Origin of the sequence: Anaerococcus jeddahensis (genome assembly GCF_001182725.1) — a bacterium.
GTDB lineage: Bacteria > Bacillota > Clostridia > Tissierellales > Peptoniphilaceae > Anaerococcus > Anaerococcus jeddahensis.
This window is the reverse complement of sequence record NZ_CWHU01000005.1, coordinates 1-22,389: the sequence shown is the minus strand read 5'-3', so window position 1 is coordinate 22,389 and position 22,389 is coordinate 1. Positions and strand designations below refer to the sequence as shown.

22 protein-coding genes, 19 tRNA genes, 2 rRNA genes and 2 pseudogenes are annotated in these 22,389 nt (G+C 32.0%); 5 read left to right on the top strand and 40 right to left on the bottom strand.

The window, feature by feature from the left end; translation table 11 throughout:
- Positions 1 to 33 precede the first annotated feature (33 nt).
- The 4 genes from groL to srtB all read right to left on the bottom strand — a co-directional run bounded on the left by groL (position 34) and on the right by srtB (position 3,706).
- Positions 34 to 1,650 carry a chaperonin GroEL gene (groL, locus tag BN2087_RS03175; RefSeq protein WP_049690433.1) on the bottom strand — a complete coding sequence of 539 codons (1,617 nt, stop codon included), beginning with the start codon at positions 1,648 to 1,650 and terminating at the stop codon, positions 34 to 36.
- Between the two features lie 9 nt (positions 1,651 to 1,659).
- Positions 1,660 to 1,941 carry a co-chaperone GroES gene (locus tag BN2087_RS03170; protein WP_004816894.1) on the bottom strand — a complete coding sequence of 94 codons (282 nt, stop codon included), beginning with the start codon at positions 1,939 to 1,941 and terminating at the stop codon, positions 1,660 to 1,662.
- Between the two features lie 83 nt (positions 1,942 to 2,024).
- On the bottom strand, positions 2,025 to 2,930 hold the full coding sequence (locus BN2087_RS03165) for a DNA-3-methyladenine glycosylase family protein (RefSeq protein WP_049690432.1): 906 nt from the start codon (positions 2,928 to 2,930) through the stop codon (positions 2,025 to 2,027).
- A gap of 8 nt (positions 2,931 to 2,938) precedes the next feature.
- Positions 2,939 to 3,706, bottom strand: a complete 768-nt coding sequence (gene srtB, locus BN2087_RS03160) for a class B sortase (RefSeq protein WP_049690431.1) — start codon at positions 3,704 to 3,706, stop codon at positions 2,939 to 2,941.
- Between the two features lie 81 nt (positions 3,707 to 3,787).
- On the opposite strand from srtB, the pseudogene BN2087_RS03155 reads away from it, so the two are divergent.
- Positions 3,788 to 4,014: pseudogene (locus BN2087_RS03155) on the top strand (glutaredoxin family protein).
- 84 nt (positions 4,015 to 4,098) lie between these two features.
- Positions 4,099 to 4,917: a Cof-type HAD-IIB family hydrolase gene (locus BN2087_RS03150; RefSeq protein ID WP_049690430.1), complete on the top strand. Its 819-nt coding sequence runs from the start codon at positions 4,099 to 4,101 to the stop codon at positions 4,915 to 4,917.
- Positions 4,918 to 5,242: 325 nt separating this feature from the next.
- Here BN2087_RS03150 and BN2087_RS03145 read toward each other — a convergent pair whose 3' ends face one another.
- From BN2087_RS03145 to BN2087_RS03115, 8 genes are all read right to left on the bottom strand, one after another.
- The gene (locus tag BN2087_RS03145) at positions 5,243 to 5,482 is read right to left on the bottom strand and encodes a hypothetical protein (RefSeq protein WP_049690429.1); all 240 of its coding nucleotides are present in this window, start codon (positions 5,480 to 5,482) and stop codon (positions 5,243 to 5,245) included.
- Between the two features lie 9 nt (positions 5,483 to 5,491).
- Positions 5,492 to 5,665 (bottom strand): hypothetical protein, encoded by a 174-nt coding sequence (locus BN2087_RS09255; RefSeq protein ID WP_167335897.1) that lies wholly within the window; start codon positions 5,663 to 5,665, stop codon positions 5,492 to 5,494.
- Between the two features lie 103 nt (positions 5,666 to 5,768).
- Positions 5,769 to 6,470 (bottom strand): aldose epimerase family protein, encoded by a 702-nt coding sequence (locus BN2087_RS03140; RefSeq protein WP_049691420.1) that lies wholly within the window; start codon positions 6,468 to 6,470, stop codon positions 5,769 to 5,771.
- Between the two features lie 52 nt (positions 6,471 to 6,522).
- Positions 6,523 to 7,008: a ferritin gene (locus BN2087_RS03135; RefSeq protein ID WP_049690428.1), complete on the bottom strand. Its 486-nt coding sequence runs from the start codon at positions 7,006 to 7,008 to the stop codon at positions 6,523 to 6,525.
- Positions 7,001 to 7,303 (bottom strand): hypothetical protein, encoded by a 303-nt coding sequence (locus BN2087_RS03130; protein WP_049690427.1) that lies wholly within the window; start codon positions 7,301 to 7,303, stop codon positions 7,001 to 7,003. The genes BN2087_RS03135 and BN2087_RS03130 overlap by 8 nt, the downstream gene beginning before the upstream one ends.
- Before the next feature lie 389 nt (positions 7,304 to 7,692).
- Positions 7,693 to 8,322: an epoxyqueuosine reductase QueH gene (locus tag BN2087_RS03125; RefSeq protein ID WP_049690426.1), complete on the bottom strand. Its 630-nt coding sequence runs from the start codon at positions 8,320 to 8,322 to the stop codon at positions 7,693 to 7,695.
- Positions 8,323 to 8,328: 6 nt separating this feature from the next.
- Positions 8,329 to 8,883: a chromate transporter gene (locus BN2087_RS03120; protein WP_049690425.1), complete on the bottom strand. Its 555-nt coding sequence runs from the start codon at positions 8,881 to 8,883 to the stop codon at positions 8,329 to 8,331.
- The gene (locus tag BN2087_RS03115; RefSeq protein WP_049690424.1) at positions 8,873 to 9,430 is read right to left on the bottom strand and encodes a chromate transporter; all 558 of its coding nucleotides are present in this window, start codon (positions 9,428 to 9,430) and stop codon (positions 8,873 to 8,875) included. The genes BN2087_RS03120 and BN2087_RS03115 overlap by 11 nt, the downstream gene beginning before the upstream one ends.
- 327 nt (positions 9,431 to 9,757) lie before the next feature.
- On the opposite strand from BN2087_RS03115, the gene BN2087_RS03110 reads away from it, so the two are divergent.
- Complete coding sequence (locus tag BN2087_RS03110) at positions 9,758 to 10,981, top strand: IS110 family RNA-guided transposase (protein ID WP_049690226.1); 1,224 nt, start codon at positions 9,758 to 9,760, stop codon at positions 10,979 to 10,981.
- Positions 10,982 to 11,432: 451 nt separating this feature from the next.
- On the opposite strand, the gene rpsI is transcribed toward BN2087_RS03110, so the two are convergent.
- The 4 genes from rpsI to thiD form a co-directional block, all read right to left on the bottom strand.
- Positions 11,433 to 11,825: a 30S ribosomal protein S9 gene (gene rpsI, locus BN2087_RS03105; RefSeq protein ID WP_040398695.1), complete on the bottom strand. Its 393-nt coding sequence runs from the start codon at positions 11,823 to 11,825 to the stop codon at positions 11,433 to 11,435.
- A gap of 11 nt (positions 11,826 to 11,836) precedes the next feature.
- The gene (rplM, locus tag BN2087_RS03100) at positions 11,837 to 12,277 is read right to left on the bottom strand and encodes a 50S ribosomal protein L13 (RefSeq protein WP_049690423.1); all 441 of its coding nucleotides are present in this window, start codon (positions 12,275 to 12,277) and stop codon (positions 11,837 to 11,839) included.
- 171 nt (positions 12,278 to 12,448) lie between these two features.
- Positions 12,449 to 13,192 (bottom strand): sirohydrochlorin cobaltochelatase, encoded by a 744-nt coding sequence (locus BN2087_RS03095; RefSeq protein ID WP_049690422.1) that lies wholly within the window; start codon positions 13,190 to 13,192, stop codon positions 12,449 to 12,451.
- Between the two features lies 1 nt (position 13,193).
- On the bottom strand, positions 13,194 to 14,000 hold the full coding sequence (thiD, locus tag BN2087_RS03090; protein WP_049690421.1) for a bifunctional hydroxymethylpyrimidine kinase/phosphomethylpyrimidine kinase: 807 nt from the start codon (positions 13,998 to 14,000) through the stop codon (positions 13,194 to 13,196).
- Positions 14,001 to 14,245: 245 nt separating this feature from the next.
- On the opposite strand from thiD, the gene BN2087_RS03085 reads away from it, so the two are divergent.
- Positions 14,246 to 14,929, top strand: a complete 684-nt coding sequence (locus tag BN2087_RS03085) for a DUF554 domain-containing protein (RefSeq protein WP_049690420.1) — start codon at positions 14,246 to 14,248, stop codon at positions 14,927 to 14,929.
- A gap of 8 nt (positions 14,930 to 14,937) precedes the next feature.
- The gene (locus BN2087_RS03080) at positions 14,938 to 15,621 is read left to right on the top strand and encodes a DUF554 domain-containing protein (protein ID WP_049690419.1); all 684 of its coding nucleotides are present in this window, start codon (positions 14,938 to 14,940) and stop codon (positions 15,619 to 15,621) included.
- 56 nt (positions 15,622 to 15,677) lie between these two features.
- Here the strand turns inward: BN2087_RS03080 and BN2087_RS03075 are convergent, their stop codons facing one another.
- The 24 genes and pseudogenes from BN2087_RS03075 to BN2087_RS02960 all read right to left on the bottom strand — a co-directional run.
- The gene (locus BN2087_RS03075; protein ID WP_049690418.1) at positions 15,678 to 16,403 is read right to left on the bottom strand and encodes a helix-turn-helix domain-containing protein; all 726 of its coding nucleotides are present in this window, start codon (positions 16,401 to 16,403) and stop codon (positions 15,678 to 15,680) included.
- 165 nt (positions 16,404 to 16,568) lie between these two features.
- Positions 16,569 to 18,027: pseudogene (locus tag BN2087_RS03070) on the bottom strand (TrkH family potassium uptake protein).
- Positions 18,028 to 18,029: 2 nt separating this feature from the next.
- Positions 18,030 to 19,397, bottom strand: coding sequence for a Trk system potassium transporter TrkA (trkA, locus tag BN2087_RS03065; RefSeq protein WP_049690417.1), 1,368 nt, complete (start codon positions 19,395 to 19,397; stop codon positions 18,030 to 18,032).
- A 292-nt stretch (positions 19,398 to 19,689) separates the two neighbouring features.
- Positions 19,690 to 19,766: transfer RNA gene (locus BN2087_RS03060), tRNA-Ile, on the bottom strand.
- Positions 19,767 to 19,831: 65 nt separating this feature from the next.
- A tRNA-Ile gene (locus tag BN2087_RS03055) sits at positions 19,832 to 19,908 on the bottom strand.
- A gap of 16 nt (positions 19,909 to 19,924) precedes the next feature.
- A tRNA-Trp gene (locus BN2087_RS03050) sits at positions 19,925 to 20,000 on the bottom strand.
- Between the two features lie 34 nt (positions 20,001 to 20,034).
- Positions 20,035 to 20,110: transfer RNA gene (locus tag BN2087_RS03045), tRNA-Phe, on the bottom strand.
- A gap of 3 nt (positions 20,111 to 20,113) precedes the next feature.
- Positions 20,114 to 20,207: transfer RNA gene (locus BN2087_RS03040), tRNA-Ser, on the bottom strand.
- A 32-nt stretch (positions 20,208 to 20,239) separates the two neighbouring features.
- Positions 20,240 to 20,330: transfer RNA gene (locus BN2087_RS03035), tRNA-Ser, on the bottom strand.
- 6 nt (positions 20,331 to 20,336) lie between these two features.
- Positions 20,337 to 20,412, bottom strand: a tRNA-Lys gene (locus BN2087_RS03030).
- Positions 20,413 to 20,496: 84 nt separating this feature from the next.
- A tRNA-Lys gene (locus tag BN2087_RS03025) sits at positions 20,497 to 20,572 on the bottom strand.
- Positions 20,573 to 20,576: 4 nt separating this feature from the next.
- Positions 20,577 to 20,652: transfer RNA gene (locus tag BN2087_RS03020), tRNA-Gln, on the bottom strand.
- A gap of 3 nt (positions 20,653 to 20,655) precedes the next feature.
- Positions 20,656 to 20,732: transfer RNA gene (locus BN2087_RS03015), tRNA-Arg, on the bottom strand.
- Positions 20,733 to 20,736: 4 nt separating this feature from the next.
- Positions 20,737 to 20,810 (bottom strand) — tRNA-Gly (locus tag BN2087_RS03010).
- 4 nt (positions 20,811 to 20,814) lie between these two features.
- Positions 20,815 to 20,900: transfer RNA gene (locus tag BN2087_RS03005), tRNA-Tyr, on the bottom strand.
- A gap of 71 nt (positions 20,901 to 20,971) precedes the next feature.
- Positions 20,972 to 21,047: transfer RNA gene (locus tag BN2087_RS03000), tRNA-Thr, on the bottom strand.
- Positions 21,048 to 21,073: 26 nt separating this feature from the next.
- Positions 21,074 to 21,150: transfer RNA gene (locus BN2087_RS02995), tRNA-Asp, on the bottom strand.
- Positions 21,151 to 21,177: 27 nt separating this feature from the next.
- A tRNA-Val gene (locus tag BN2087_RS02990) sits at positions 21,178 to 21,253 on the bottom strand.
- 261 nt (positions 21,254 to 21,514) lie between these two features.
- Positions 21,515 to 21,589: transfer RNA gene (locus tag BN2087_RS02985), tRNA-Glu, on the bottom strand.
- A gap of 27 nt (positions 21,590 to 21,616) precedes the next feature.
- A tRNA-Met gene (locus BN2087_RS02980) sits at positions 21,617 to 21,693 on the bottom strand.
- Positions 21,694 to 21,697: 4 nt separating this feature from the next.
- Positions 21,698 to 21,786 (bottom strand) — tRNA-Leu (locus tag BN2087_RS02975).
- Positions 21,787 to 21,789: 3 nt separating this feature from the next.
- Positions 21,790 to 21,864 (bottom strand) — tRNA-Asn (locus BN2087_RS02970).
- Between the two features lie 91 nt (positions 21,865 to 21,955).
- Positions 21,956 to 22,072, bottom strand: a 5S ribosomal RNA gene (rrf, locus tag BN2087_RS02965).
- Positions 22,073 to 22,250: 178 nt separating this feature from the next.
- Positions 22,251 to 22,389: ribosomal RNA gene (locus BN2087_RS02960) — 23S ribosomal RNA — on the bottom strand; the annotation flags it as partial.

Here is a 22,389-nt window from a genome sequence, read left to right as displayed (position 1 = left end):
AAAAAAGCCAGGATTAAATCCTGGCTCGTTTTTTTAATATCCCATTGGCATTTGTGGTGGCATTTCTGGTTTTTCTTCTTTTATGTCTGCCACTGCTGCTTCTGTTGTTAGAATCATACTTGCTATGCTTACTGCATTTTCTAGGGCTGATCTTGTTACTTTTGTTGGTTCTACGATTCCTTTTTCAAACATATTTACGTATTCATCATCGTAGGCATCGTAACCGTTATTTTTGTCTGATTTTTTTACATTTTCAAGTACAACTGATCCGTCCATTCCTGCATTTTCTACAATTTGTCTAAGTGGTGCTTCTAGGGCTTTTGCTATTATTTTTGCTCCTGTTTTTTCGTCATTTTCTAATTTTTCTTCTAGAGCTTCTACTTTTTTGATTGCTTCTATTAGAACTGTTCCGCCACCTGCAACTATTCCTTCTTCAACAGCTGCTCTGGTTGCTGATAGGGCATCTTCGATTCTGTATTTTTTATCTTGCATTTCTGTTTCTGTTGCAGCTCCTACGTTTATTACTGCAACTCCGCCTGCAAGTTTTGCTACTCTTTCTTGGAATTTTTCTTTGTCGTATTCTGAATCGCTTGCTTCTATTTGACCTTTGATTTTTTCTACTCTTTCAGCTAAGGCATCTTTGTCGCCTTTTCCTTCTACAATTACTGTGTGGTCTTTGTCAACTTTTACTTTTTTAGCTGATCCAAGATCTTCTATTGTAGCTTCTTTTAATTCCATTGATAAGTCTTCTGAAATTACTTTTGAGCCTGTAAGAATTGCTATATCTTGAAGCATTTCTTTTCTTCTGTCGCCATAGCCTGGTGCTTTTACTGCAACTACATTGAAGGTTCCTCTTAATTTATTTAGAACAAGTGTTGTTAGGGCTTCTCCGTCTACATCATCTGCAATTATTAATAGTGGTTTTGATGATTGAACAATTTGTTCTAGTAGTGGTAGGATTTCTTGGATACTTGAAATTTTTTTGTCTGTTACAAGTATATATGGATCCTCTAAATCTGCTATCATTTTTTCATTATCAGTTGCCATGTATGGGGACAAATATCCCTTGTCAAATTGCATTCCTTCTACTACGTCAAGGTAGGTATCTGTTGTTTTGGATTCTTCTACTGTGATTACTCCATCATTTCCTACTTTTTCCATAGCATCTGCAATAAATTTACCAATTTCTGGATCTGCTGATGAGATTGTTCCTACTTGTTCAATTGCTTTTTTATCTTCTACTTCTTTTGAAGATTCTTTGATGTAAGAAACAACTTCACTGCTTGCTTTTTTTAGTCCCTTATTTAAAACTACTGGATTTGCTCCTGCAGCTAGGTTTTTTAGTCCTTCTTTTATAATTGCTTGGGCAAGAACTGTTGCTGTTGTTGTTCCATCTCCTGCTACATCATTTGTTTTTGTTGCAACTTCTTTTACAAGTTGAGCTCCCATATTTTCAAACCTATCTTCAAGTTCGATTTCTTGGGCGATTGTTACACCATCGTTTGTGATTGTTGGTGCTCCGTAAGATTTATCTAAAACTACATTTCTTCCTTTTGGTCCAAGAGTAACTTTTACAACATTTGCTAATTTATCAATTCCTCTTTCAAGACCATCTCTTGCATTTTTACCATAATTTATATCTTTTGCCATAATTTTCTCCTATTCTACTACTGCTAATACGTCTTTGTATGCTAATACTACGTAATTTTCACCGTCAATTTTCACATCAGTTCCTGCATATTGGGAATAAATAACCTTGTCTCCTTCTTTTAAGGAATCTTTTTTGTCTTGGTCATTTAAAATATCATTGCTTATTGCAACAACTTCTGCATATTGTGGTTTTTCTTGAGCAGATTCTGGTAAAACTATGCCAGATTGGGTTTTCTTTTCTGCTTCTAATTTTTTTATAACTACTCTTTCACCGATTGGTTTTAAGTTCATTTTATTTCCTCCTTTTAGCACTCATTAACTTCGACTGCTAACATCTAATATAAATATACGAGTAATTAAAAATAATGCAAGTTTTATTTACCAATGGCGTTTTCTCTGCCATAATAGAATAAATATTGTTGGACGTAGCCTGCGTTCTCTCCAAAATATTTGTCAGCATAAGCTGAAATTTGTTTTTTTGGAACTTCTTTTTTTATAAACAAAAATTCCATAACTCTTTTTATCCAAACATCAACTGGGAAAGTTTCTCTTTTGTGAAAAGCAAAAAGCATTATACAATCGGCAACTTTTGGTCCTACTCCTGGAAGCTCTTGGAGTTTTTTTCTCAAATCTTCTGTCGGCATTTTTATATCTTTTTCAAAATCAAAAAATCCATCATTTATTATTTTTGAAGTTTCTACTATTCTTTTATCACGAAAACCAACTCTCGCTTTTTCTCTTAAGTCTTCTGGCCTTGCCTTGGATAGTTGTTCAGGATTCGGAAAAGAATAATATTTTCTTCCTTTATATTCTCCAATATAATCTCCATACATTTCTGATATTATTCTTACGGCTTTTTTAATTCTTGGGATTTGGTTGTTGGCTGAAATTATAAAAGAAATTAGGGTTTCAAAAAATTCTTGGTTTAATATCCTAATTCCTCTCCCATATTCTGTTGCCTCTTTTAAAGTTTCATCTAGAGAAATTTTTTCTTTGATTTTTCCATAATCTACTCCAAGGTCAAAATAATCGTAAAAAATATCATAAAATTCTTCTTCACTTACATTGTCTATTATTATCTTGTCCCCTTCTTTTTTGAGATTTATAATTTTTCCCAAAAAAACTGCAGTAAATGATCCATCTTCTTCTTCAAAAAAATTAAAACATTGGCCGCAGGTAAAAATATCTTTTGGGTCAAAAGATTCATGGTAAAAAATCAATTGACCCTTTTCTTTCTTTAAATTTAATTTATTTTTATTTTTTTCTATATACCTATTCATTTTTATCCTTATCTAACTCTTAGGGCGTGAACTGCAAGTCTTTCATCTTCATAATCATATTGGCAGGTTGATAGGGTTATGATTGTATCATCTTCTTTAAACTCGCGATTTTTAAGACTTACTTCACTTTTATCTCTAAGCTTTTCAAAATATGCTAATTTTTGGCCCATATCGGAAAAATCCAAAGTCCTATAATCATATTCTGATGGGGTTGTGAAAACTGAGAAAATTTCATATTCTCTAAGCCCTTCATTTGTTGTTATATAAATTTTTCTGTTTTTTGTGGCAAAATCTTGGTCCCTAAATTTTTTTAGGGCTGAAAACATTGATTCCATTTCTTGAATATAATGACCGTATATTACAGAATTTGCATCATTAAAATTGCTGTCATTCATATAATCCATAAAAATTGATCCAGCTATATCGTATTTTAAATCCAAAGATTTTCTCAAATAGTAATTATTATCTTTTGCTTGTAAAATCGGATAAGCTATATTTGTTTCAGGGATTTCAATAAAACCAATTACATCTGGGTTTTCTTTTTGAAATTTCTTCAAAATCTCCATAAATTTCTTTTCCTTATCAGCAAAAGTTTCTATTTTTATTTTTTTACCACTTTTATCATTTGCCTTAACTTCTTCCATGACAGATGCTATATGTTGGTTATTTTTATAATTTTTGTAATAATCATAACCTCTTCTGCCAAGAATTCCCAAGCATACTGCAATAACAATTACAAGAATAACTCTTATAAGCTTTAAAATTTTATCTTTCATCTTTCCACCTTTAAAACTTCCTTTCTATTAGTATAATAATATAAATTGTAAAATTTATGAAATTTATTTTAAGGAGTATACATGTCAGATTATAAATTATTTGTTGGGACAGCTTGTCCTCACTGTAGAAAAGTTGAAAATTTCTTAGAAGAAAACAATATAGAATTAGAAATTGTAATATAAACGAAAATAGAGATGCCTTGATGAAACTAATCCAAAACGGCGGCAAAAGACAAGTACCATGCCTTTTCCACGATGGAGAGTATATGTATGAGTCAAATGATATAATCGAATTTTTAAAAAAATAAATAAATTTTTAAGCGTGTATTTTTAATGCACGTTTTTTTATATATAAGAAAAAACTTGGGTATAAAATAAAAAAAGGAGAATTTATGATAAAACTAATAGCAACAGATTGTGATGAAACGCTTTTATCGACAGATAAAACAATTCATCCTAGAAATCTTAAAGCCATAAAAAAATCCCAGGAAATGGGAATAATAGTTTCGATAGCAACAGGCCGCGGCCCCTACCAACTTTTTGATATTCTTGACCAAATAGACAATGTAAAAGAAAACAGATTTTCAATACTTTGTAACGGTGGAATAATAATGGACAATATCACAAAAAAAGTTGTAGAAGCATCCCCAATCGATTACAAAAAAGCAGTTGAAGTTTCAGACTATTGCAATGAAAAAAATGTACACTTTGAAATCTATACAGATAAACACTGCTATGTATTTCCAAACGGAAATGAAGTGAAAGGATCTTATGATAAAAATATCTACAAGTTTGTAAAAAAAGCCAAAGATATAAAAAATCTTGATAAAGAAATAATAGTGAAAGTAATAATAAAAAATTCCGACCTAAACTATCTAATGAGTCTTGAAGAAGACGTAGCAAGAATTTGTAATTGGGACGTTGCAATTTCCTACTCATCTGATACCTTTATGGAAATAAATAGAAAAAATGTAAACAAGGCCAAGGCCCTAGAAAAATTGTGCGACCATTATGGATTTAGTATGGAAAATGTCCTAACAATTGGCGATAATTACAACGACAAAGAAATGCTAGAAGAGGCAGGCTTTTCAGCCGCCGTCCAAAATGCTCACCTTTTACTAAAAGACGTATCAAAATACACAACCAAAGCCACAAACGACCAAGGCGCAGTCGGTGAGGCCATAGAAAAATTTGTTTTTAACCAAAATTAAATTTCAAAAAAAAATAAAGCCCAAAATCATAAGATTTTGGGTCAGACTGTTGATAAACTAAAAATTTGCCCATTTCGACCGAGTGCAACGAGCGGAGAAATCTCATGAGATCTCTCCATGCGTTCGTTTCACTCACACTAAAACACGTTTGCTTTGCAAACTTTTCTGTGTTATCACACTAGTTTTAGGGATAAATGTGCAAAATCAATGCACATTTATCTAGTCGAGATGGGTTATAGCGTAATTTTATTTTGAACTATTAATGAATTATTAAACTGAATTCGTCTACGCTCTGACCCAGAATCAAAAGATTTTGGGTGTTTTTTTACCACACAGATTTTTCTTTTGGGAAAAATTTGTAGATAAAATATCCTATTGATGCCAATATTGCTAGGGGGATAATTAAAAATAGGATTGGTATTAGAATTAGGCTTCCTCCTATAAATATTGAAACAAGTAGGGTATATATTATCGATAATGCAAATTTTAAAATTTTAAATCCTACAATTACGCCAAGGATGGCTAGGATTATTTTTATTATTTTATTTTTATCTCTATCTTTCATTTTTTCACCTTATCTAAATATATCTTCTTTTTTTATCAAAACTTTGTATAGGAAATATATAACAAATAATGGTATTACTACTGCCCAAATTATTTTTATTGCTAGACCCAAAAGTTTTAAAACTATAGTTGCTACAAGTGCTAGTAAAAAAACTCTCAGAACTTTTTTTGCTTCTTCGTTCATAATCTCCTCCTATCTTAAATTTATTATACCACATTTTAAGATAATTCAAGTTTTGTTTTAATTTATTTTATATTTAAGGCTTATATTTTTAATTTTCTCGTTTTTATTTTTCTTTTATTGATATTTTGATTTTTTCTTCGAAATCTTGTCCTTTTTCTAGGATATATGGATTATTTATTTTTTTTGTAAAACTTGGTCCATTAAAACACGGTTCAAGACACAAATATTCTCCCATAAAATCTGTCCAGATGGCAAATTCTTTGAAATTTTCATTTTCAATCATAATATTAAAATATTTACTTTCAAGATAGGCTTTCTTTTCTTTTAGAAAATATGTTTCTTCTAAGTTTATTTTTTCAAGCTTAACATCTTTTATTTTGAAATTTTTGTCCACATAAAAGTATGGGTGAAAGCCTGGTCCTATTGGCAAATCTTTGTCGGATGAATTTTTTATTTTTAAGGCTATTTTTAAGGATGAATTTTCGATTTTGTATTCTATATAATAACTTGTATTTTCGTATTCGCCCTTGCCTTCTAGTTTAAATTTAATGGAATTTTCGGATTTTTCTTCTATATCCCAAAAGGAAACTCTGCCAAAGCCGTGTTGGGCGAGATTTTTTATTTCACTTTTCCCAAAGTTTGGAAGACATGGGTGCATGCCTCCCCTAGTTTTAAGTTCATCTTTTATTTTTATTAGTAGTTTTGGGAAAAATATTGGTTTTTTATCTTTAGTAAATTTTTCTATGTAGGCTCCATAGGAATTTACTGTCATTTCTAGATTTTTATCTTTTAATTTTATTTTCATAATATTATTTTTGGGTAAGAAAAAAGACCAAGCAAAACTTGGCCTTGATTTTTTATCCTCTGTGTGCAAGTTGGCCATCAAGAATGTAAAGGCCACCGTAATTTCCGTTAATTCTTTCAAGTCTTGTAACAAGTTTGCCAAAAGTATCTTCTTCTTCAACTTGTTCATCAACAAACCCTTGGATAAATGAAATTACTCTTTCATCCCCTTCTTCTCTTGCAGCTTTTGCTATTTCATGAATTCTTCTTGTAACTTCTTTTTCGTGATCTAAAGCTTGTTTTGTTACATCTAGAAGATCAGCAAAGTCTGTGTTTGGAGCTTCCATTGCTTTATATACTGGTTTAAATCCTACTTCTTGTAAGAATTTAGTCATTTTTTCAGCATGTTCAATTTCTTCTCTAACTTGGTGTCCAAACCAGTGAGCAAATCCTTCAAATTCTTCATCATCAGCATAAATTTGCATAGCCTTATATTCATAAGCTGATTGTAATTCAAAGTTCATTTGTTCATTAAGCATTTCTAGTAATTTTTCACTCATTATATTTTCCTCCTAAATAATTGTCATACAATATATATACCCCATATATCATAAAACCATTTTTTATTAACTCTTTTATCACTTCTGTAATATTTGAAGAGATAAGCTCTAGGGTGATTGAAGATTTTTTTATTCCCAACCTGTTGTTTACAACTAAATTTTTTTCTTTTAACAAATTAAAAACATTTATAAGCGCATCTTTATCGCTTATATTTGTGTCAAAAGTTACAGGTATAGGACTTTTACTATTTAATTGATTTTCATTTAAATTTTTTATTAGTAATACGTCAGCCATGATTATCTCTCCCTCTATAAAATTACCCAAAGAAAGATAAAAATAACATTTATTTTAAAGACTATTGACAAAATATTCAAACCCTCACGCTAAGAATATCATACGGAAAAAATTGATTTGATTTCAAATTTAAAAATTCGTTAAAAATCGCACTCTATAATTTAAAGCTAGGATTATTTATTAAATAAATTAAATTCAATTAAATTTTAATTCTTCGTTTTATTCCGAGGGATAAATATTAAAATCGTGCCACCGGCACAATTTTAAGCTATTTATCTGACATCGCGTCAGCGAGTTTGCGATTTTAGAATTTTAAAATTTAGAAATCAACAATTTTTGAAGTCCGATATTCGTGCATGAGGGTTTGGACACATTTCGAAAAATAACATTTATTTTAATTTTTTCTTCTCTTCCATCTCCCTATAAGAAAAAATACAACCGCAATAATCTTGCCTGTACAAATTATATTTTTTGGACAAATCTATGGAATCTTTGTAGCCATTTTTCTTTTTAAAATCAGAATACAAATATTTTATCCCAAATTCTTCTTCCAAATTTTTTCCAATTTCATTTAACCAAGTTGAATTTTTGTAGGGAGAAATTGAAAGAGTTGTTGTGAAATAATCATAAGAGTTTTCTTTTGCATATAAAGCTGCTTTTTTAAGCCTTAATTCATAACACTTATAACAAGATTCTCCCCCCTCATGGTCTTCACTTCGATTTTTCACATAAGAATAAAAATCTTTTGGATCATTTTCAGGAAAAATAACTTTTGAATCAAGCTCCATATCATTAACCAAACTTTCTACAGTTTCAACCCTTTTGTTAAGCTCGCTTATTGGATAAATATTTGGATTGTAATAGTAAATATCTATATCAAAATATTCTCTCAAACGAGTTAAAACACTTGAGGAACAAGGAGCACAACAAACTTGAAGTAAAAGCCTAGGTCTTTTACCCTCCTTTTGAATATTTTTTATTATCTCTTCCATTTTTAAATTATAATTAATTTTTTCCATAAAACCTCACAAAATTAAATGCACAAACATATAAATAAAACCTGAAATTATCATCAAAAATATTGGATCAATTTTTGTTTTCCTAATCGCTACAAGAATAAAAACAAAAAGAAGTACCATGCTGATATCAAGATTTTCAAAAGACATTTTTTTTACATCAAAAAAGGCAGTTTTCAAAATATCAATTCCTGCTGCCAAAATCATAGAAACAACAGCTGGCCTTAAAAATCCCAAAACACTTTGCATTGTATCAAGCTTTCTGTATTTGTTATAAAAATAAGAAATTGTTCCAACAATAATAAAAGAAGGCATAACGCAGCCAAGGCTTGCTACAATCGCCCCCGTCAAACCATAAACCCTAGTACCAACAAAGGATGCAGAATTTATAGCAATAGGACCTGGGGTCATTTGGCTAATTGTAATAAGATTATTAAATTCGGAAATTCCAAGCCAGGCGTTTTTATTTACAACTTCTTCTTGGATAAGAGGAAGAGCTGCATATCCTCCACCAAAGGAAAATAATCCCACCTTAAAAAAACTTATAAATAAATTAAGAAGCATGATTTCCTCCTACAAATGAATAAACAATTCCAAAAGCAATTAGGCCAAGGATTATATAAATAATATTTACACCTAAAAATACATTTAAGATAAAAGATATGAAAAAAATTCCATAAATCAAAAATCCCTTGCCAAGAATAACTTCATGGGTCATATCTATTACAACATTTATAATCAAAGCCCCAACTCCAGCCTGCATCCCCTTTAAAACTAAGGCAATATATTTATTAGAAATAAATGCATTGTAAAAATAAGAAATTACAGAAATAATTACAAGAGGAGGAATTACAGTTCCCAAAGTTGCAACCACCGCCCCTACAAAGCCAAATAATTTATAGCCAACAGAAATTGATGCATTAATAGCAACAGCCCCCGGAGAAGATTGGGCAATCGCCGTCATATCAAGCATCTCTTCCTTATTAATCCATCCCAATTTTTTTACAAAAGTAGATTCCATCAAAGATAAAATCACATAGCCCCCACCAAAAGTAAAGGCTGACAAATACAGGGTGTGTAAAAATAATTTAAATAATTTTTTAAAATCCATATGGCAATCCTTTCTCCTTACATTTTACTATAGATTCTTTGTAGTGAAAATTTTTGAAAATGAATATATCAGACTGTTGACAAACTAAAAATAATATCCATTTAGTACTATAAAAGTGTAAGTAGAAAAAACTTTCTACCTACACTTTTTTTAATATAATGAAGGTAACAGACGCAGCCCATTTGGGATAATACACCCGTACTCGAAACAGTCTGCTACCTTCCATTATCAAGAATTCGATTAAGCAGGTTGGGTTAATACACCCGTGTAACGAGCTAAACTGAGTGGATAATTGTGTAGGTAGATAAAAATTTATTGGAGGTATTTATGATTTCAATAGGAATTGATGTATCAAAATCTAAAAGTACAGTTGCAGCCTTAGGATTTGGGAAAGAAGTCATCTTTAAACCATTTAATATTTATCATGTAAAAAATGATGTAAATAAATTAATTGCTAAAATTAAATCTTTAGATGAAGATGTAAAAATAGTTATGGAAGCAACAGAAATTTATCATATTCCTATCTTAATTAGTTTAGTAAATGAAGGATTTTTTGTAAGCGTAATAAATCCATTAAAAATGAAAAGATTTTGCCAAGCCTTAAGTTTTAGAAATGTAAAAACAGATAAAAAAGATGCTATACACATAGCTGAATATGGTTTAATGAACTGGAATGATCTAATACAATTCAAAGAAGATAAAGAAGAATATGTAAGATTAAAACAATTAAACAGATCCTATCAACATTACCAAAAACTAAGAATAAATCACTTAAACTATTTAGACAAAGAAATAGAAAAAAGACATCCAGGACTAAAAAAACTAATCCCCCATGCAAATGGTAATTATCAAAAAGATAAACTAATAGACTTTGTAGAAAGATGGACTAATAGTGAAAAGATATTAAAAAGAAGTCAAGAGCAATTTGTAAATGATTATGAAAAATGGGCAAAGAAAAAGGGATATCATCCAAACGCACAAAAAGCAATAACCATTTACCAAAATGCCTTAGAATCAATCCCAACAATCTCATCTAGTAACTCAAAAATAGATGCGAATGTCCTAGACTCGATTGAATTTCTAAGAGTAATAAACAAAACTCTTAATAATATTCTATCACAAATGAAAGAAATCGCCACAGAATTAGAAGAATACAAAATAGCAAAAGAATTTTCAGGCATAGGAGAAAAATTAGCCATACAAATAACAGCAGAGATAGGAGATATAAGAAAATACAAAAACAAGAAAAGTCTAATATCATTTGTAGGAATAGATTCACCACCATATCAATCAGGAAACTTTAGTGCAAAACAAAGAAAAATATCCAAAAGAGGAAATCCAATCCTAAGAAAAGTACTATACATGGCAATGTTATGTATGAAAAAAGCAAAAGATGAAAGCAATTCGGTATATAAATATATAATAAAAAAAGAAAGAGAAGGCAAGGCAAAAAAAGTATCAAACATAGCAGGAATAAACAAATTTTTAAGAATATATTATGCGAAAGTAATGGAGGAAAAAAACAAGGAAGAATTACTAAAAGCTGCATAAAAAAATAGAAAAAAAAAGCCCAAACAAGAGGGCTTATTTCCTATGGTCAAATTTAGTAATAAAATTATTTGATTTTTTTAAAAAAAGACTTGATTTTTCCTAGCAGGTTTCGAGCAGATAAACAACCGTTGATTTCGGTAGTTTATCCCGATTTATCGTACGTAGTGAGTCGAGAAATCTCGTGAGATCTCTCCATGCGTTCGTTTCACTCACACTAAAACTCGTTTGCTTCGCAAACTTTTTCGTGCTTTCGCACTGATTTTAGGGATGATTGTGCCAAATCAAGGCACAATCATCTAGTCGAGATGGTACGTAGCTTAATTTTTATTATAAAATAAAATATTAGCTAAAATCATACTTTGTTTACGCTTTGATATAATTTCTTGTCCAATAAAATAATTTTTCCCACAAAAAAACAAGGAATAAAAATTCCTTGTTTGTAAAATAATTCTTATCTTTTTGAGAATTGTGAAGATTTTCTTGCTTTCTTTTGACCGTATTTGTATCTTTCTTTTTTTCTTGGGTCTCTTGTAAGAAAACCTGCTCTTTTAAGAGCTTGTCTATAATCAGGATTTACTTCTAATAAAGCTCTTGCTATAGCATGTCTGATAGCTCCAGCTTGTCCGTTAAATCCTCCACCTTGTACATTAACTTTGATATCATAAGTTGATTCATTTTCTGTTAACTTTAATGGTGCTTTTGCAATAATTTTTAATGTATCATATGAAAAATAATCATCAAGATCTCTTCCATTAACTTTTAATTCTCCGCTACCTGGTCTCATTGTAACTCTTGCTACTGAAGTTTTTCTTCTACCTGTAGCTTGATATATAATATCTGCCATCTAAGTCCTCCTTACTTTAAGTCCAAAACTTCTGGATTTTGAGCTTGGTGATCGTGATTTTCACCTACAAAAACCCTAAGTTTTTTGGCCATTTGTCTACCTAATTTGTTGTGTGGAAGCATACCTATTACAGCGTGTTCTACAATTCTTTCAGGATGTTTTTCCATCATGTCTTTGTAAGATGTAATTTTTAATCCACCAGCATATCCAGAATATCTTTTGTATTCTTTTTGGTATTCTTTGTTTCCAGTAAGAACAACTTTTTCAGCATTTACTATTATTACATAGTCACCTGTGTCCATGTTTGGAGTAAATGTTGGTTTGTGTTTTCCTCTAATAATTGCTGCAACTTGGCTAGCTAGTCTTCCTAAAACCATGTCTGTTGCATCAACTACATACCATTTTGGTTCAATTGTTGACTTTGTTGGTACATATGTCTTTTGATTTTTCATCAAGTTCCTCCTTAAATATTTTTGCCTATCTATTTTGACACCGCTCGGATAGGTGGCGGCTTTACTCGTCCTGACATTTTTTAATCGCCCTCAGGATTTGCGATTATGTCAAAAGTATTTGGAACTTTTTTCATACTAATTAATGATACACTGAAAATATGCTTTTGTCAACTATTTTTCAAGCTTTTCTAGGAAAATTTCAGCAATTTTATCATACAAAATCAATGATTTTTTTACTATATTAATTTCTATCTTGTTTTTTTCAAAAACTTTCTTATAAGAATTTTCTTTTTCTCCTTCAATATCTTTAGAAACATGGTTTCCTGCTATGATTAAAAAAGGAATCACTTTTATTTTCCCTATATTTTTTTCTTTAAATTCATCAATTAAATCATCCAATTTCCTATCTTCAAAACTTGAAAAATATAAGTTTTTGTCAGAGTTTTTCATTTTTTCTTCAAATTTTTCAAATTCTTCTAGGTTTTTTTTAGGACTTCCATGAAAAATTACAAGGCTTGGTTCATTTTCTCCAAGCTCTTCTAGAAAATTTAAAATTTCATCATTATTTTTTTCTTCGAGAAGGGCCTTGGTAAAGGTAAAAGTGAAAAATCCATCTTCGTTTAATTGACCAGCTTTTTTCATAACTTTTTCATATTCTATCCCCCTTAGGACATAGGCCATCAAAAATCTAACATCTTTTATATTTTTTTTCCTAAACTCACTTAAAATTTCTTCCAAATCTTGACAAAGGTCTTTATTTTCTACTTTTTTTCTAATCTTATCGCTTGCCATGTAAGATTTTACAAGTGAGTCCTTATATCTTTCCTCTACTTTTTTTCTTAAAAATACAATAGCTTCCTTCTGATTTTCTACCCTACTTGTTCCGTGATTTACTATTATTGTTGCAAATGTCATTTTAATCTCCCAACTTTTTATATTTTTCTTTTATATCAAAAGCATGGTTCATTGGACCTGATCCATTTCCCAAATCTAGCATATCCAAAAGGGCCTTTGATAGAAAATCTTTTGCCATTTTTATTGAATTTTCCATATCATAGCCTTTTGCAAGATTTGCTGCTATGGCTGATGATAGGGTGCAACCTGTACCGTGAGTATTTGGATTATCAATTCTTTTTCCCTTAAACCAAATCCCTTTTCCGTTTTCAAATAAATAATCATTTGCATCATTTAGTGCATGGCCTCCTTTTAAAAGAGTTGCACACTTAAATTTATTTGAAATTATTTCCGCCGCCTTTTTCATATCATCGATTGTTTTAATTTTCATCTCTGATAAAATTTCTGCTTCTGGAATATTTGGAGTAAGAAGGTCTGCTATGGGCAAAAGTTCATTTTTTAGACTATCAATTGCATCGTCTTTTAAAAGTTTTGCTCCACTTGTAGCAACCATAACTGGATCTACAACTATATTTTTTGCCTTTCTTTCTTTTAATTCATTTGCAATTACTAAAATTAAATCAGAATTTGAGACCATACCAATTTTTATCGCATCTGGATAAATATCATCAAAAATCATATCAAGTTGGTCTTTTAAAAATTCTTTACTTGACTCCATTACTGATAAAACTCCCGTGGTATTTTGGGCTGTCAAAGCAGTTATAGCACTTTCGGCATAAACTCCGTTTAAAGTCATAGTTTTTATATCAGCTTGAATTCCTGCTCCTCCTGATGAGTCACTTCCTGCAATCGTTAATCCTACTCTCATAATTTTTCCTTTCTTTAAAATATTTTTTAAAATTTTTTTATATAGAAATTTATAAAATAAATTTAATACTTTTCCTATTTCTTATCTTTTTATAATATTTTTTAGATAATATTTCTTATATTTCTATTTTTTATAATAGAATAAAGGGATTATATTGTCAATATTCTTTATCCCTTTTATGGCATTTTTGCAAATCTTTAAGTGCTTTGATATAATTTAACAAAATAATGTTAAAGAAGGTTTTTATGGTTGGTGTTTTTGTGAATGCTATTTCAGTTTTAATTTTAGGCTTTCTAGGATCAAAGGTTGGAAAATGTTTTTCTGATAGGCTTAAAAATGACATTATGAAGTTTCTTGCCCTATTAATATTGGTTGCTGGAATAAAATCTGCTAGCAAGGGACAAAGTTTGGTTGTAATTGTTTCTATTGTTTTTGGAGTTATTGTTGGATATCATTTTGATTTGGACGGGAAATTAAATAAGTTTGCATATTTTTTGAGTGATATTTTTATAAAAAACAAGAGGTCAACCTTCCCAAAGGCTTTTATAAATGCTACTTTGATTTTGTGCGTTGGAAGTATGGGAATTATCGGATCAATTGAGGCAGGAATTAATTCAAACAATGAAATTCTTCTCTTAAAATCAATGATTGATGGCCTAACAGTATTTTTTATGGCCCAAAGTTTGGGAATTGGGGTAGCTTTTGCATCAATTCCAATAATAATTTACCAAGGACTAATTGTAATTGTTTCAAGTCTTATCTCTCCAATTATTACCAAGGAAGTTTTGGAAAATATTTCTGGAGTTGGCGGCCTAAGCATAATGGCAATTGGCTTTTCAATGCTTGATTTGACGGATATAAAAATAGTAAATTCAGTACCTTCTATTTTGTTTCCTATTATTTATGGCCTTATTTTAAATTTCTTATAGGAGGATCTATGTTAGCAGTTCTTGTTAATTTTATTTTGGTTGGTGTTTTAGGTTTTCTCGGATCAAAAATTGGTGATAAATTTTCTGAAAGCCTTAGAAATTCTATTATGAATTTTTTGACAGCTGCCATTATAGTTATTGGTATTAGATCTTCAATGAAAGGGGATATTTTAGTAATAATTATATCTGTGGTTCTTGGATTAATTATTGGTGAATTTTTAGGACTTGATAAGAAATTAGACAAATTATCGGAAAATATAGAGAAAAAATATATAAAAGACACAAATTCAAATTTTTCAGAAAGTTTTTTAAATGCCAGCATTCTTTTTTGCTTTGGAGCTATGGGTATAATTGGCTGCATTGATGCAGGAGTTACAGGAGATGACCAAGTTTTGATGGGCAAGGCTCTAATTGATGGAGTTGTAGCATTTTTTATGGCCCAAAGTATGGGAATTGGCGTTTCTTTCTCTTCCTTTTCAATCTTAATTTTCCAAGCTCTTTTGGTTTTGCTTGCAGGATTTTTAAGCCCACTTTTGGGAGAAGAAGTGATAAATAATATTTCGGGAACGGGAGGGCTTACCATAATAGTAATTGGCCTTTCTCAACTAAAATTAGTAGACTCAAAAATAGCAAATATTCTACCAGCTCTTGCAATTCCAGTAATATATGGCTTAATTTCAGGCTTAATATAAAATAAAAAATGACCTTGTGCAAAAGATAAATAATCATTTTGCCCAAGGTCTTTTTTTTATTCATAATATTTCCCAATCCCATACAAGGGAATATACAAACTTGCAAAAAATAAAATTGTTGACAAAATAAGCCTTGTAGAATTTTTAAAATTAAAAATTATGGGAAAAATAACCATACTTCCTATAATCCAAAATCTCAAAAACTTTAGTATAGGCTTCCAATTTTTATTTGAAAAATTTATCCCAACTACATTAATCCTGAAAAATCCCTTGCTAACAAAAGAAATCTTATTTTCATCGTAATAACTTGGCAGTCTTTCATCTATAAGCAAAAACAAATATATAGAAAAAATCACTCCCAAGATTCCTACCGTAAGGAAATTATCAATTTCATAGTTAAATTTCTTATAAAGAAAATAATATTCTATCCCAATAAAGATAAATGCAAGAGCCAAAAACACAGCCCTTTTAAATTTTTCTTTTCCCTTATTTATTTCATCTTCTTTATTAATTTCTACAATTTTTTCCAATAAATTTTCAAACTTTTCGCTATCTTCCGTCTTTTCATCCCTTGCTTCAAGCAAATTTACAAGTTTAACATCCAAGATTTTTGCCAAGGGCATCAAAAGAGAAATATCTGGCAAAGACTGACCCCTTTCCCACTTACTCACAGCTTGGATGCTTACATACAATTTTTCAGCAATATCTTTTTGGGTCATATTTTTTTCTTTTCTTTTTCTACTAACAAATTCACCAAAATCTTTTTTATTAATTTGTTTCATAGCTTCCTCCTTTAGAAAAATTTTAGCCTAGATAAATTTATAGTCAAGAAACTATTAGTTTAAAATGGTTCAACCCTTAGTTTAATTGCTCAAATTTCAATATCTTTACAAAAAAGACTGTTACAAAAATAAAAATAATCATCATTTTGCAACAGTCCAAATAATTTATTTATTTCTCAATTTTCTATAAGTAGAAGGATATAAAAGTAAAAGCATTGGGAAAATTTCTAGCCTTCCCAAAAGCATGGCAATAGTTAGGACAAATTTTGAAAGTTTTGACATTTCAGCAAAGGTTGTAATTGGACCAAAGGCACCAAGACCTGGCCCTACATTATTAAAAGTTGTTGAAACTGCCGCAAAAGCCGTTTCAAAATCATCCATATCAATTGAAACAATCAAAAACAAAGCAATAAATATCATAATGTAAATTACTAAATATTTTAAAACCGATCTTTCAGTTTCATTATCTACTTTTTTTCCATCAAGCCTATTTATGGTGATTTTTTTGGATTCATTGACTCTTTTATTTGATTAATTCCACCCTTAACCAAAATTACAAATCTTGAAACTTTGAGTCCTCCTGCAGTTGACCCTGCACATCCACCAATAAACATAAGCATTATTATCACAGATTTAGAAAATAATGGCCAAGTTCCAAAATCTGCTGATACATATCCTGTGGTTGTAATTATTGAAGATACTGTAAAAATAGAATTTACCAATGAATAAAATACATCATTATAAATTGTAACAATATTAGAAAAAATAAGTCCTGCCGCTATCAAAATTACAGCTATATACCATTTCAATTCTTCACTTTTTACAGCTTCTCTAACATTTTTGGTAACTGCATAAAAATAAATATTAAAATTCACACCAAAAACAGCCATCATCACTGCAAGAACAATTTCTATATACCTAGAATCATAAGCACCAATTGAAATTCCCTTATTGGAAAACCCACCAGTACCTGCAGCACCAAAGGCATGAATTACAGATTTAAACAAATTCATTCCTCCAAAAAGAAGAAGAATAACAGTAATAATCGTCAAAACAATATACATTCCATACAAATTTCTTGCTGTATCAGATAATTTTGGAGTGATTTTTCCAAAAGTAGGTCCTGGAACCTCGCTTTGCATCAAAAGAGAAGATTCCTTGTTCGTGCTTGGCAAAATAGCAAGGGTAAAAACCAAAATTCCCATTCCACCAACAAAGTGAGACAAGGACCTCCAAAAAATTATAGAATGAGGCAAAAGCTCAACATCAAGTGCAACAGAAGCCCCAGAAGTTGTAAAACCTGAAACCATTTCAAAAAAAGCATCAATATAGCCATTATAATTTGATTTAGTCAAAAACAAAGGAATAGCCCCAATCAAAGAAAACAAAACCCAGGTAAAGGCTGTAATAAACATAGCTTCCTTTGTATAAAGATGAGACACCCATCCCCTCTTTTACTCAAAATAAATCCCAAAGCCAAAGAAAAAACAATGGGAATTACAAAATTAATCTTATCCGCAAAACTTTCCCCATAAATAAAGGCAATTGCCAAAGGCAAGGACAAAAGTCCAGCAAGAACAATTAAAAGTTTTCCAAGAGAATATTTTACAATTTTTAAATTCATGCCTACTCCAATATATCGTCGATTTCTTTAAAATCCTTGTGCTTAGTAACAACCATAACCCTATCACCAAGTTCAATCGTACTATCACCATTTGCAACCTCAATTTTATTACCCAAGCTATCCCTTGAAATGCCAACAATCAAAGTGTTAGTTTTAACATTTAAATCCTTAAGTTTTTTGCCAGTAACCTTAAAATTTTCAATCACAGTAAAATCAATCGCCTCAACCCTATCATCAGATAACCTGAACAAGTTTGAAATAGATTCTCCCCTAGAATTTTCCTTAGACCTTAAAAGCCTAGAAACAAAAAAAGAAGCAGATTTTTTAGGCGTAACAGTAGTGTCAACATCCAAAATACCAGTAATTTTAAGAAGTTGAGTTCTATTAACCTTGGCAATAATCTTGTCAATTCCCTTCTTTTTAGCAAGAAGAGAAATCAAAATATTTTCCTCATCAATTCCAGTAAGAGCTACAACAGCATCATAATTTTCAATCCTAACCTCATCAAGAATTTCAGGATCAGTCCCATCAGCATTAATAACATCACAATCAGGAAGTCTTTCAGAAAAATCAATAGCCCTTTTCTTATTAATTTCCAAAACACTTACTTTGAAATTTCTTTTAATCAAAAGTTCAGAAAGATAAAGAGCAATAGAGCCACCACCAACAATCAAAACATTTTTGATAGATTTTCTAGCATCAACTTGTCTTTTATAAAACTTATCAATATCCTCCCTAGGACCTGCAACATAAATTTTCTCGACAGCTTCGAGAATATGATTACCATTAGGTATGACAACCTGATCGTCCTTTTCACCAATAACAATAATAGTATTGCCCAAAAGTCCTTCAGAATTCAAATCCATCAAAGACTTATTAGCAAGTTTAGAATTTTCATCAATTTCAAGTTCAATCAAAATAACCTTAGATTCCAAAAAATTCTCAACATTAACAGCATAAGTATACTTTAAAGTTCTTTGAATTTCCTTAGCGGCAGAATATTCAGGATTAACAAGTCTATCAACTCCCATAGTCTTTCTCATAAACTCATCATCTTTTATGTATCTTGGATCACGAAGCCTTACAATAGTAGATTTTGCGCCCATTTTCTTAGCCATCATAGATGAAATCAAGTTGACATCATCATTAAAAGTCATGGCAATAAAAGCGTCACATTCATTAACATTAACCTCATCCAAAACCTCAATATCACGACCATCACCCAAAATGCCCATAACATCATTTTGAGATAAAAGTCTTTCCAAAACTTCCTTATTTTTCTCTATAACTAAAATATTGTGGCCCTCATCAGAAAGCTTACTAGTAAGATAAGAACCAACCTTACCAGCCCCTACAATAATAACATTCATAATCCCTCCTAAAGACAGAAATATCTAATAACATTGTATTTTAAACACAAGAAAAAAACAAAGCACATTCGGGGACGTTCAGTATTGGCACACTTATGAATTAAATTTTTTAATTTTTTTATAAATCTAATTTAAAATTACGAAATTTTATTTTAAATAAAATTAAGAAATTAAAAATCTATTAAATTAGGAAAAAAATTATTGAATTAACTTTTAAAATTAAAAAGGAAAAAATTTAAAGAAAAATTAATTTAAGCAAAAGAAAAACACCAACAAAAGTTGGTGCTAAATCTGGTGGGCCTCCAGGGACTCGAACCCTGGACCTACCGGTTATGAGCCGGGCGCTCTAACCGACTGAGCTAGAGGCCCAAACAAAACCTTATAATTTTTAATAAAAAAATTTTATGAAATAAATTCATAATTAGGTTTGTTTTTGGTGGACCTGAGTAGACTCGAACTACCGACCTCACGCTTATCAGGCGTGCGCTCTAACCTGCTGAGCTACAGGTCCATATATAAAATTTAAATGGCAGGGGTTACAGGACTTGAACCCGTGACATCCGGTTTTGGAGACCGACGTTCTACCAACTGAACTAAACCCCTACTCAAATCTCAAACAAATAAGAAAGAGATTCATTGGTGCCCAGAGGCGGAATCGAACCACCGACACGGGGATTTTCAGTCCCCTGCTCTACCGACTGAGCTATCTGGGCATATGGCGGAGAAGGAGGGATTTGAACCCTCGCATCCCTTTTGAAAGGATCTACTCCCTTAGCAGGGGAGCCTCTTCAGCCACTTGAGTACTTCTCCAAAAAGTCAATAGATATTGACTCTTTTTTATTTGGCGGAGAGGAAGGGATTCGAACCCTTGTGAGCCGTAAGACTCTAACGGTTTTCAAGACCGCCCCGTTATGACCGCTTCGGTACCTCTCCATATTTTGGTGACCCATCGGAGATTCGAACTCCGGACACCTTGATTAAAAGTCAAGTGCTCTACCGACTGAGCTAATGGATCAATCTAGAAATACAGTGGCTAAAAATGCCTTTCTTGCCTATTTAGCTTGCCAGTATAACCACTAAATAAATTATAAAAAAATAATGGTGACCCATCGGAGATTCGAACTCCGGACACCTTGATTAAAAGTCAAGTGCTCTACCGACTGAGCTAATGGATCAAATTGGCTGGGATAGCAGGACTCGAACCTACGCATACCAGAGTCAAAGTCTGGTGCCTTACCGACTTGGCTATATCCCAATATGGCGCGCCTGAGAGGAGTCGAACCTCTGACACACGGATTAGAAGTCCGTTGCTCTATCCAGCTGAGCTACAGGCGCTTAATGGAGCGGGTGAAGGGAATCGGACCCTCGCAACCAGCTTGGAAGGCTGGGGCTCTACCACTGAGCTACACCCGCAAATTGGTGGGGAAGAGCGGATTCGAACCACTGAAAGCTAAGCTAACGGATTTACAGTCCGTCCCATTTGGCCAACTCTGGAACTTCCCCAAATTTGTATTTCACAAGTATAAATTATAACATAAATAATACATTTATTCAATTTTATATCACAATAAAATTGGAGCTGATGATAGGAATTGAACCTACAACCTATTGATTACAAATCAATTGCTCTACCAATTGAGCTACATCAGCACATTGGATCTCTACTGAAATCCAAATGGCGACTTAGATGGGACTCGAACCCACGACCTCCGCCGTGACAGGGCGGCATTCTAACCAGCTGAACTACTAAGCCATAAAAGGTTAAAATCATGAAAAATATTGGTGGAAGTAACAGGGCTCGAACCTGTGACCCCCTGCTTGTAAGGCAGATGCTCTCCCAACTGAGCTATACTTCCATTTTGGACACTACCGGAATTTGAACCCTGTCCCCTGTGGGGTTTAAAATCTGAAAGATTTTAAATCTTCGAAATGAGCCGTTAGGCGAATCCGAAGAACAATGCCGTCGTGACACGGTGGTTTCCCTCTAAAACGAAGGATAAATCTTTTTTTTTATAATATTTTAAAAGTCGGCTTGTTGACAAAGTTGCAAGCAACTTTGAAACACCGCGACATCTGACCTTCATACCATTTGCTTAGCAAATGGTGATAGGTCATTATGGTGACCCTACCGGGATTTGAACCCGGGATACCGCCGTGAAAGGGCGATGTCTTAACCGCTTGACCATAGGGCCATATGTGATTTTATTGTTTAAAAAGTATGGTTGCGGGAGTAGGATTTGAACCTACGACCTCCGGGTTATGAGCCCGACGAGCCACCAAGCTGCTCCATCCCGCGATAATGGTGCCGAGAATCGGAATCGAACCGATACGGTGTTTGACCACCGCAGGATTTTAAGTCCTGTGCGTCTGCCAGTTCCGCCACCCCGGCATATGGCGCTCAGGGTGGGGCTCGAACCCACAACCTACCGGTTAACAGCCGGGTGCTCCACCATTGAGCTACCTAAGCACATACAATATGTATAATTATAAAATATTAAATTTACTTTGTCAAAAATTCTTACAAAATTTGTGAAGAAAAAATCTTCACAAAAAAGTAAGTTTGGCAACTTCCTAGTCTCCCGGGAGGTCTCCCTCCGAGTACCATCGGCGTTAGAAGGCTTAACTTCTGTGTTCGGTATGGAAACAGGTGTATCCCTTCTGCCATTGTCACCATATTCATGACCTACCAACGAAAACTTGTTTTCGTTGGTAGGTCAGATGTCGCGTAGTCCAAATCTTTGATTTGGCTTACGGAGCCGACTCACCCAACTTAATATTTAGGTTAGTTCTTTGATTTTTACCTAATAATTAGTTTTAATTCTCTTAAGACTTAATCAATAGCTATAAATATTTCCAGTCAAGATATAAAGTTTAGTATCCATTAGCTTAATACATTACTGCACTTACACCTTGGACCTATCTAAGGTATTTTCTTTACCTACTCTGAGAAATCTTATCTTGAGGGTTGCTTCGTACTTAGATGCTTTCAGTA